Genomic DNA, 8,685 nt, shown 5'->3' with positions numbered 1-8,685 from the left:
TGCCGACCACCCTGTTCCACTCACTCGACGCCCAATTCCAATTTCCGCTGAACCAGCACATGACTGCAAGCTGGGGGAACGGATCGCTCGTATGACTTGTTTCAGCCGACTGGACGAAACACCGTCTCGTCGATGTTGCCACTCCTAATGCATGCCCGCGAGAAGTGCGATCCTGTTGAGGATGGCGACTGTACGCTTGCCTTTGATGATGCGCCGCCCAAGCGATTCGGGCCTTGTGCCGAAGCCGCCAACATTCCCCACCACCCGACTCCAGGCCCGGGCGACAGAGACTGGCTTTGTGGACACAACTGGGCCTGCTGGCGATGGCGACGGGACATCCGCTCCTCGGCGTTTTGCCTCTGTCATTACTCTCGCGTTTGTACGTTCGCAGAATCCACACCAGCAATATTGAACCAGCGACATGACCGGAAATTCCGCACCAAACACGAGCTTGCCCAGGATCTTTGCCCGCAAGTTATGCACACTCTGCGGGCACTCGGTAGCGAGGCAGGCTTTGTTGTCGTGTTTAGGAACCGTTCGGAAACAACTTCGTCACTTTACGGGCTGAGCACGTAGTTGAACTGGCCGAGGACGTCATCGCGAATTGTCGGATCATTTTCTCGAAAGGACGCGGTCGCTTTAAGACCGGCCTTGTAAGCTTTCTTGGCAAGTTCACAAACGACATTGAGCCCTGTGGTGGTCGTCACTTCGGAAAACAGCAACTGCAGCCAATTCAACGATTCGACCAAACGCCCACTGATGGATCGAGTGAGATGGCAGAACAAGCGGTGATCGATCGGGTTGTACTTCGAGCAGTAGGGAGGGAGATGGGCTACGCGAATCGGAAGACCGATCCTGGCTGCTACGTCTAGCAATCGCTCGCGGTACAGAGGCACTCGGTAGCCATTGCTTCCGCCACAATCTGCCAATACCAAAAGGCCACCAGCGCCCGAGTACCTGCTTTGCCCCAGTCGAAACCACCACCGCCTCAACGCATCGGCCGCCAATTCGCCGGTATCGGCCCCGGTCGCGAGGTAGACGAAACCTTCGTTGGCTACTGCGTCGTACACGCCGTACGGGATCGCCTTCTCTGAGTTCGAGTAGGAACCGAAGTCGTGGTCAAATGCGTGCAGTGTGCCGTTGGTCCAAGCCCTTCCGGGACGCGAGAAACATCCAAGCAGTTCCTTTTTCTTCGTGTCGACGCTGAGCACCGGCCAGCCCAGCGATTCGTATTGACCACGCAATTCCGCGATGCGATCGAACTGCGTCTGACGGAATTCACTGCTTCCCAGTGGGATATCCTTGGCGAGCTTTCGGCGACCGAGCCCAAGGGTGCCAGAAAGGGTCTGACCGATAACTCCAGGTGAAGCACAAAAACCGCGCGCCGAAATCCTTTCAGCGATGATCCTTAGTCCCATATTGGTCCAGACCGAACCGCCTTCGACGGGCGATCCTGCCGTTTGCGTTTAAACTTCTTCTTCAACTGCCTCGATGAGACCCGGTTGCGCGCAGCTAGCCTTACTTCTACCGCCCCCTTTTTACGGATACGTCCTTCGGCTGGATCGTGAGGCAACCTCTCGATGTCGGCCCGCCCCTGCCGAATTGTATCGCGATGACAACCGAAGAGTTTGGTGATGTATTCCACGCCCCCATGCCCGAGCTTTTCTGCTTCGACCGCCGCATAACGTCGTCGGTCCTTCTCGGAAAGTGAGCGATAGAGAGCCTGCATGTGAGTTTCAACAGCCGGACAATAAGCGTTCATGGCAATCCTCCTTGGTAAACTGGTACATTCAGTTTACCCGATTGCCGAAGTTGTTTCCGAACGGTTCCTAAGCGGCACGCATCGTTCGCCGACATGCTTGCAACGCTACGACGCGATTCGCTCGATAAAACACGGGAATCGATTTTCCCAGCCGGTGGTCTGACACCAGCCGTTGAGAAATTAATCAAACCCCTGGAACGGCTGCTATCACTAGCAGCATAAAACTTCGAAAGTCGAACTTAGGTATAACCTCCTGAAGTGCAGTCAGGATGAAATCCAAGCCAGCACCAGGTTATTAAGTAGTTCCCGTTTTATATTGCTGCGACTTTCCTTCGCCGATTTGATAGCATGAACACCCCCTTTTGAGTGGTTCAGTTTAGGTCGAGACATGCCCGAAAAGCAAGCTGCGGAACAAAATAAATTGAAGACCAAGATCTTGTTTGTGCGAACGACTCTTGGGCAAGGCGGGGCAGATCGAGTAACAATCCAGCTACTCAAACACTTAAACCGAGATCGCTTCACAGCTGAACTAACGCTTATGCGAACGGAGGGCGTATTTCTTGGTGATGTTCCGCAAGACGTGCCCGTGCATAGCCTGAACGCACGCAGTCTTTGGTTTACCTTGCGTCCACTGGCCAAATTGCTACGTGAAAACAACTACGATGTCATTTACTCAACATGCACCGGAAGCAATATTCCCCTCTGCCTGATAAAGAGCCTATTTCGTATTCAGACTTCGTTGGTGATATCTGAAAGAAGCGCCGTAAACCGCACAGACAGCCCAAAGCAGTGGCTGCTATTTAGATTGAAAAAATCGCTTTATCGACACGCGACCTGGGTAACTGCAGTCTCCGCCGCAATAGCACAGCAAATTGCTGCACAGCTAAATGTGCCAGAAGAACAGATTGTCGTAGTCCACAATCCATTGATCGACGATGCTTTACGCGACAGCAAGCACGAGTCTGTTGAGCATCCCTTTTTTTCTAAAGATCGTATACCCGTCATTCTTGCGGCAGGACGCTTGGTTGGCGTGAAGAATTTCAAGATGCTGCTCAAAGCACTGAAAAGCGTTTTAAATCAAATTAGGGTAAACCTCTGCATTCTGGGAGAGGGCCCATTGCTGAATGACTTAATACGGTATGCCGAAGAGTTGGGGATCAGCGATCATGTCTCATTCCTCGGCTTTGACAAAAACCCCTATAAATTCATGTCCAGGTGCGACATATTTGTTTTGTCTTCCAACTTCGAAGGAATGCCGGGTGTTTTGGTTCAGGCCATGGCTTGTGGCGCAGCGATTATATCGACAGACTGCCCAACTGGGCCGAACGAAATTGTAACACACGGAGAAAATGGTTTCTTAGTGCCTACAAATGACTCAGAGGCCATGGCCAGGCGAATTATTCAACTGCTTCAAAACACCAACTTGAGACGACAATTCCAGATGCATGCCCCAGCCTCGGTAAAGCGATTTGAGAAAGAGCAAGCCATGCGATCCTATTTCAACTTTCTTTAGCCCACAGCGAAACCAACCTCGTCGAAGCTAATTGGTCATGGACGTCGCCGTCGTGACTGCCTGGGATCCAAATTTGAACTAGGCTTTGCGTCTGCTGCTGCATGCGAAGCGTTTTGAGTCCCTGGCGGCGCTGGAGCACATGCATCTGGACGGGCTACAATTTAAAAATTAGACCTTCCCATTGATCGAACAGGTCGCCTTTGCGGTGGTCGCAAAGATAAGCACAAGGCAGATGTGTGCGAGAGACACCCCGACTTTTTGCGGCCCATCCGGGTTTGTCGTGGATTTGGTAGGATTCTCCCCCAAGGAGAACCACTATGCAAGACAAAGAACTGCACCAGCAGATCCTGGGAATCGCCTCGCCCTGGACCGTCACCGAAGTGCAACTTGATCACGAAGCCGAAGAAGTCCGGGTGCGCGTTAAACATCCTCGTGGCACGACATTTCGCTGCCCTGAGTGCGATAAAGAATGCCCTCTCAAGACGGTGCTTATCGCTGCGCCAACTCGGGTGAAGTGCCCAACCCACGGCGTCAAGAACGCTCCCTTGCCATGGGCTGAGAAGGGAAGCCGGTTCACGACGCCCTTGACTCCGATGAAGAAAGTTGCCCGGACTATCCGCGAGCGATTGCCCACCGTCGTCAGCTACTGCACGCATGGGATCACCAACGTGGTCGCCGAAGGAATGAACAGCAAGATCATGTCGATCAAGCGTCGCGTCGGTGGGTACCGCAACCCGGAGGACTGCAAGGCAGCGGTCTACTTCTACTGCGGCGGACTCGATCTCTACCCACGATAAACCCAGATGGCCCCTTTTTGCCGTCCCATCAATTCTTCACTATATTTCCTAGTCGCGTTCGATGGAGCTCAAATGCCAAAGGTACTAATCACCACAGTTCCGTTCGCGGAGCGAAATGCCCTGCCTTTAGAAATTCTGCGATCTAACGGGATTAAATATTTAATTAACCCGCTGAATAAAAAACTCACCGAACTAGAACTGGCCGAACTCGTCCCTGAGTTCGACGCGATCATTGCCGGAACGGAACCGATTACAGATTTAGTGATGTCGAAGGCATCCAAGCTGAAACATATCTCCCGCGTCGGAATCGGACTAGATAGCGTTGACCTTTTGGCTGCGAGGAAACGAGAAATCAAGGTGTCTTACACTCCGGATGCACCTGCCCCCGCCGTAGCCGAGCTAACCCTTGGATTGATGCTATCGCTCCTTAGGTCCATCCACGTCGCAAACGCTCAGATGCACCAGGGCGTTTGGAAGCGACTGTATGGCCGACGGATGGCAGAGATCACCATCGGCGTCATTGGAGTCGGGCGTATCGGCGGCCGGGTATTGAGAAGGATTCGCGGTTTCGGCACGCCACGGTTAGTCGTTAACGACATCCTTCCCAACAATGAAATTAATCGCGAATTCAAATTGGAATGGATGTCCAAAGAAAGGATTTTTCAAGAAGCTGACCTGCTGAGCCTTCATGTTCCGTTGACCGCAGAAACCAAAAACATGGTACGAAAAGAACATCTGCTTCAAATGAAACCCGACGCGCTGATCGTCAACACATCTCGTGGCGGCATTGTCAACGAAGATGATCTCTATGAAGTGTTGGCCTCCGGCCATTTAGGCGGCGCCGCCATTGATGTTTTTGACAGAGAGCCCTACGACGGAAAACTCGCAGAGATCGAACGTTGCATTCTGACGTGCCATATGGGCTCGATGTCGATAGATTGCCGAACCAGAATGGAAATCGAAGCAACGGAAGAAGCCGCAAGATTCCTAATCGGCAAAGAACTGCAAGGTGAGGTTCCTGAGGCGGAATATAAAGTTCAAGAGGAATCATTGTAGCCGCTCAAAGCCATACGACGGAGCATATGGCCCAAACACCCCGACAGCCGTATCTCGCGGCGTTTCCATACCCTAGTGAGAATTCAAGCATGAATGTGGCGATCGTAACTGCGCGCGCTGGAAGCAAGTCAATCATCAACAAAAACATTTTCAATGTTTGTGGACGTCCGTTGATTCAGTACCCCCTTAGCGCTGCCAATGATGCTCAAGGAATCGACAAAGTCTTTGTGTCGACTGATGGTGAGGAAATTGCAAGAGCTTCCAGGGACGTTGGCGCCGAGATCATCCCACGCCCCGAAGAACTGAGTGGCGATACCGTCAACCACGGCGATGTCATCAAGCATGCTGTCGAATGGGTCGACGAACGGCATCCAGACCTACAAAACGTCGTACTGCTCTTAGGCAATACTGTTCAAATCGACGGCAAAACCATCGATCTATGCCTGCAGAAACTTGATAGCGACCCGACGCTTGATTCGTGCATGACCGTATGGCAAGCGCAAGACGACCACCCTCTCCGCGCCCTGGAAATCAACGACGAGGGATTACTGGAAACCTGGGGTGACAAGGCTCGAAAGGTTTCCACCGAACGTCAGTCCTACGCGGAAGCCTACTACTATGACCAAGGAGTCTGGGCATTTCGCAAGCATACGGTTCAATCAGCCGACGGCCCCAGTCCCTGGTGGTGGATGGGAAAACGGTCCGCTCCGGTTGTCAGGACCTGGGTAACCGGCCGCGATGTCCATACGATGTTCGACATCGGCATCAGTGAGTGGTGGGCGAAAAATCCAGAATTGATTGCTGAGTATTTGAAGCAGTCCGGAAATAATGGACTCTAACCAAGAAGGGATGCAACGAATGAAAAAAATTGGCATCCTAATTACCAACCCCAATCACCACTGGGAGATGATGAGTCCGGTCATCGACGAGCTGAAGACCGAGGAGAACTACGAACCGATCCTGATTTCACTGAGTGGCTTGCGGCGTCTTGCCGACGATCCCGCTCGCTATGAACAGAAAGGGATTGAGTATCGCTTAGGCCCGAATCTTTCGAAACTTGGCCTGCGCAATTCTAGCGGTCAACAGACCCTAGGCGGGGGAGGAAGCCTAAAGCGTCGCATAATCCAAAGGCTTGCCTGGAGCGTATGGTTACGCCGGCGACTGACGCGACTGCTTCGCGACCTGGATGGCGTGCTGCTACTTAATGATCAAGCGTTCCCTTCCGACCTGATTACGCAGCAGTTAGTTTCACGACGCATCTGGGTTGGGCTTTTACAAGAAGGCATCCGGTTTCCCTTGCCAAACGAAGCCAATACTGCTTCCTATGGTTGCAACAATATTCACGCCCTTTTTACCTGGGGTGAATCCAGCGCGAAGTACTTTCGAAACAAGTTAGGACCGGCAACCCCAACCCGCGTGTACAGTGTAGGCAATCCCCGCTATTTTGAATTACTGCAGCAAGACTGGAGCGAGAACGCGGCCGCCCTGCGAACACGTATCGCTTGCCGAGGGGAAGTACTTGGACTTGCATCGAACCCCATCGACGATCAGGGCTTCTGCACGCCTGACTCGAAACTAGCACTTCTACAAGCTTTCCTTTCGACGGCCGGACCGCTAATGAGATCGCGGGAAGGAGAAGTCTGGATCAAGCTCCACCCTCGCGAATCCAAGAAGCAGCTCCAGCATGTCATTTGGTCGCTAAACCTGCAGGATTGCGTGCGGGTTGTTGAACCAGATTCTATCTTCACGTTTCTAACAGCTGTGGATAGAGTTGTTGTCCTTGCCTCTACGGTGGGCTTAGAGGCACTTGCCATGAATCGACCCTTGGCGGTTCTACCGATTGAAGGCTATGGTCACGTACATGATTACGTTAAAGAGGGCGCAGCGTTCGCTCTTGGGATGGACCAGGATTTGCGTCCACAGCTAGAATCATTCTTAGCTGCGAGCTTCGGAGACGCCGAACGAAAATATGTTGAATCCAACCTAGAAACGGGCGCCAGGCCTGCCAAGACAATGATCGGAATTTTGAAGAATGCGATTCCTGCTTGAATGGCTCAGGTACCCCCGCCTGCTGAAAGGATGGGTGCTGTTTCTCATCCTATTCCCGTTTTACTTCTTCGGCAGTGGCTTGCCACAAGTCAGTGATTGGCTGTTTGCTTTGCTGCTCGCATCCGCACATTCTCAATTGAGTCTGAATACGCGGAGCCAAGCGACATTCCGGAAAATCCTAGCTCCTCTGTCTTTACTAGTTGGCTATGCGTTCGCGGTAACATTAGCTTGGATACCAATCAACGAAGCCCCGGGCACTCGACCTTATCTCATGCTGCTGTTCCCGGTCTTCTTCTTATACAATGCATTGGTGGTCCGATTCAGTTTCTGCCTGTACCAGAAATGGGGCTCGGCGTTCATAACGGCAACGGCAGCGGGCATTGCCTTATCTGTCTTCCTGCAGATCATGCTGATGCCGGTCAGCTATGGTTTCGGCGCTCGATCTAGCCTTTTCTTTAATAACCCAAACCAACTGGGTTACTTTGCGCTACTCGCTCTTACTTGCTTCCTTTTCCTGGAACGCTACGCTACGCCTCCTGCTTGGATAAAAATCGTTTTTTTTGGCAGCGCGACCGTCCTAGCCGTGGCATCCGCCTCAAAAGCCGCAATGCTATCTGCTGTGCTGCTTATCGTTGTCAACCTACTCGACTCCGGACTACTAAGAATCGGACAATTAATTGCTGGCGCTTGCTCGATCGCATTGCTCGTCGTCCTAGCGAACTTTACTCCACTTGGTCAAGAGTTTGCTGAGCGAGCCACGAATCGCCTATCGGAAATTGGCTCAGATAACGACGACAGCTTAGAGGCGCGCGGATACGATCGCATGTGGAAGTATCCGGAATACATGCTTGTTGGTGCGGGCGAAGGAGGCTTTGAGAGATTCTACCGCGACCCCAAAAGGCAGTACGAAATGCATTCAACATTCGGTACACTGCTGTTCTCCTATGGGATTATCGGATTCGGTGCCTTTACGGTTTTCGCTTTTCGGACATTTAAGGGTGCGCACCCAATCGCGATCCTTTACGCAATGCCGCTTCTCGCGTACGGCGTCACGCACATGGGGCTCCGGTTCACGCTATTTTGGGTGTTTTTTGCATTAGTCGCGATCACTAGCGACATGCGTCGCAAACAGCGCACTTTTGCCACAACTAACTTTGCCCCTTCCATGCCGCATGATTAGGTACGTCGCATAATTGGATCCGGTTTAACTGACAGGCATATTGCTCCGCAATATCGATGGGAACCCTGTCGGATAATGCCAGCAATTCCCGGTCAATGCAAATAACCTAGGAAATCCTTGACGAGGCTATGCTAGCGTCTCGCGATTTGGTTCGCTTGCCGGCAGGCAATGGCTTAGTTGTTTAATAGGCTGGTTGAATGTTCCCCGCACTCTCTTTGCCGCTCTCGATGAACGCTGATCTTACCGTCCCCAGTTCGCGTCGTTATCTCTCTGCTGATGGCTTGATCGAAGTCCTGCGGCGTCGCTTCGACGATGTCGAGGATTGGCG

Annotated in this window: 8 protein-coding genes; 6 read left to right on the top strand and 2 right to left on the bottom strand. The window is 52.3% G+C overall.

From position 1 onward, the window contains the following. Positions 1-557: 557 nt before the first annotated feature. Together GE027_RS22025 and GE027_RS22020 are read right to left on the bottom strand one after the other, a co-directional pair. On the bottom strand, positions 558-1,418 hold the full coding sequence (locus GE027_RS22025; protein ID WP_153559390.1) for an ISAzo13 family transposase: 861 nt from the start codon (positions 1,416-1,418) through the stop codon (positions 558-560). Beyond that, positions 1,409-1,762 carry a hypothetical protein gene (locus GE027_RS22020; protein WP_237607729.1) on the bottom strand — a complete coding sequence of 118 codons (354 nt, stop codon included), beginning with the start codon at positions 1,760-1,762 and terminating at the stop codon, positions 1,409-1,411. Before GE027_RS22020 ends, GE027_RS22025 begins: the two co-directional genes overlap by 10 nt. 388 nt (positions 1,763-2,150) lie before the next feature. Here GE027_RS22020 and GE027_RS22015 point away from each other — a divergent pair, with 388 nt between their 5' ends. From GE027_RS22015 to GE027_RS21990, 6 genes are all read left to right on the top strand, one after another. After that, entirely contained in the window at positions 2,151-3,275 is a 1,125-nt protein-coding gene (locus GE027_RS22015; protein ID WP_153559389.1) for a glycosyltransferase, read from the top strand. A 317-nt stretch (positions 3,276-3,592) separates the two neighbouring features. Continuing rightward, a complete protein-coding gene (locus GE027_RS22010; RefSeq protein WP_153559388.1) occupies positions 3,593-4,072 on the top strand; it encodes a transposase in 480 nt (159 codons plus the stop codon). A gap of 72 nt (positions 4,073-4,144) precedes the next feature. Beyond that, the gene (locus GE027_RS22005) at positions 4,145-5,128 is read left to right on the top strand and encodes an NAD(P)-dependent oxidoreductase (RefSeq protein WP_153559387.1); all 984 of its coding nucleotides are present in this window, start codon (positions 4,145-4,147) and stop codon (positions 5,126-5,128) included. Positions 5,129-5,217: 89 nt separating this feature from the next. Continuing rightward, a complete protein-coding gene (locus GE027_RS22000) occupies positions 5,218-5,967 on the top strand; it encodes an acylneuraminate cytidylyltransferase family protein (protein WP_162006882.1) in 750 nt (249 codons plus the stop codon). A gap of 19 nt (positions 5,968-5,986) precedes the next feature. Next, a complete protein-coding gene (locus GE027_RS21995) occupies positions 5,987-7,177 on the top strand; it encodes a capsular polysaccharide export protein, LipB/KpsS family (RefSeq protein WP_162006881.1) in 1,191 nt (396 codons plus the stop codon). Then, positions 7,161-8,357 (top strand): O-antigen ligase family protein, encoded by a 1,197-nt coding sequence (locus GE027_RS21990; protein WP_153559384.1) that lies wholly within the window; start codon positions 7,161-7,163, stop codon positions 8,355-8,357. The genes GE027_RS21995 and GE027_RS21990 overlap by 17 nt, the downstream gene beginning before the upstream one ends. Positions 8,358-8,685 lie beyond the last annotated feature (328 nt).

This window comes from Roseimaritima sediminicola (assembly GCF_009618275.1).
GTDB classification, from domain to species: domain Bacteria; phylum Planctomycetota; class Planctomycetia; order Pirellulales; family Pirellulaceae; genus Roseimaritima; species Roseimaritima sediminicola.
Note: the sequence above shows the minus strand (reverse complement) of the source record. Positions and strands in the feature narration are given on the sequence as shown.

Coding starts and splice junctions, on each gene's coding strand:
- GE027_RS22000 (WP_162006882.1), top strand. CDS start 5,218: ATGAATGTGGCGATCGTAACTGCGCGCGCTGGAAGCAAGTCAATCATC.
- GE027_RS22020 (WP_237607729.1), bottom strand. CDS start 1,762: ATGAACGCTTATTGTCCGGCTGTTGAAACTCACATGCAGGCTCTCTAT.
- GE027_RS22010 (WP_153559388.1), top strand. CDS start 3,593: ATGCAAGACAAAGAACTGCACCAGCAGATCCTGGGAATCGCCTCGCCC.
- GE027_RS22015 (WP_153559389.1), top strand. CDS start 2,151: ATGCCCGAAAAGCAAGCTGCGGAACAAAATAAATTGAAGACCAAGATC.
- GE027_RS21995 (WP_162006881.1), top strand. CDS start 5,987: ATGAAAAAAATTGGCATCCTAATTACCAACCCCAATCACCACTGGGAG.
- GE027_RS21990 (WP_153559384.1), top strand. CDS start 7,161: ATGCGATTCCTGCTTGAATGGCTCAGGTACCCCCGCCTGCTGAAAGGA.
- GE027_RS22005 (WP_153559387.1), top strand. CDS start 4,145: ATGCCAAAGGTACTAATCACCACAGTTCCGTTCGCGGAGCGAAATGCC.
- GE027_RS22025 (WP_153559390.1), bottom strand. CDS start 1,418: ATGGGACTAAGGATCATCGCTGAAAGGATTTCGGCGCGCGGTTTTTGT.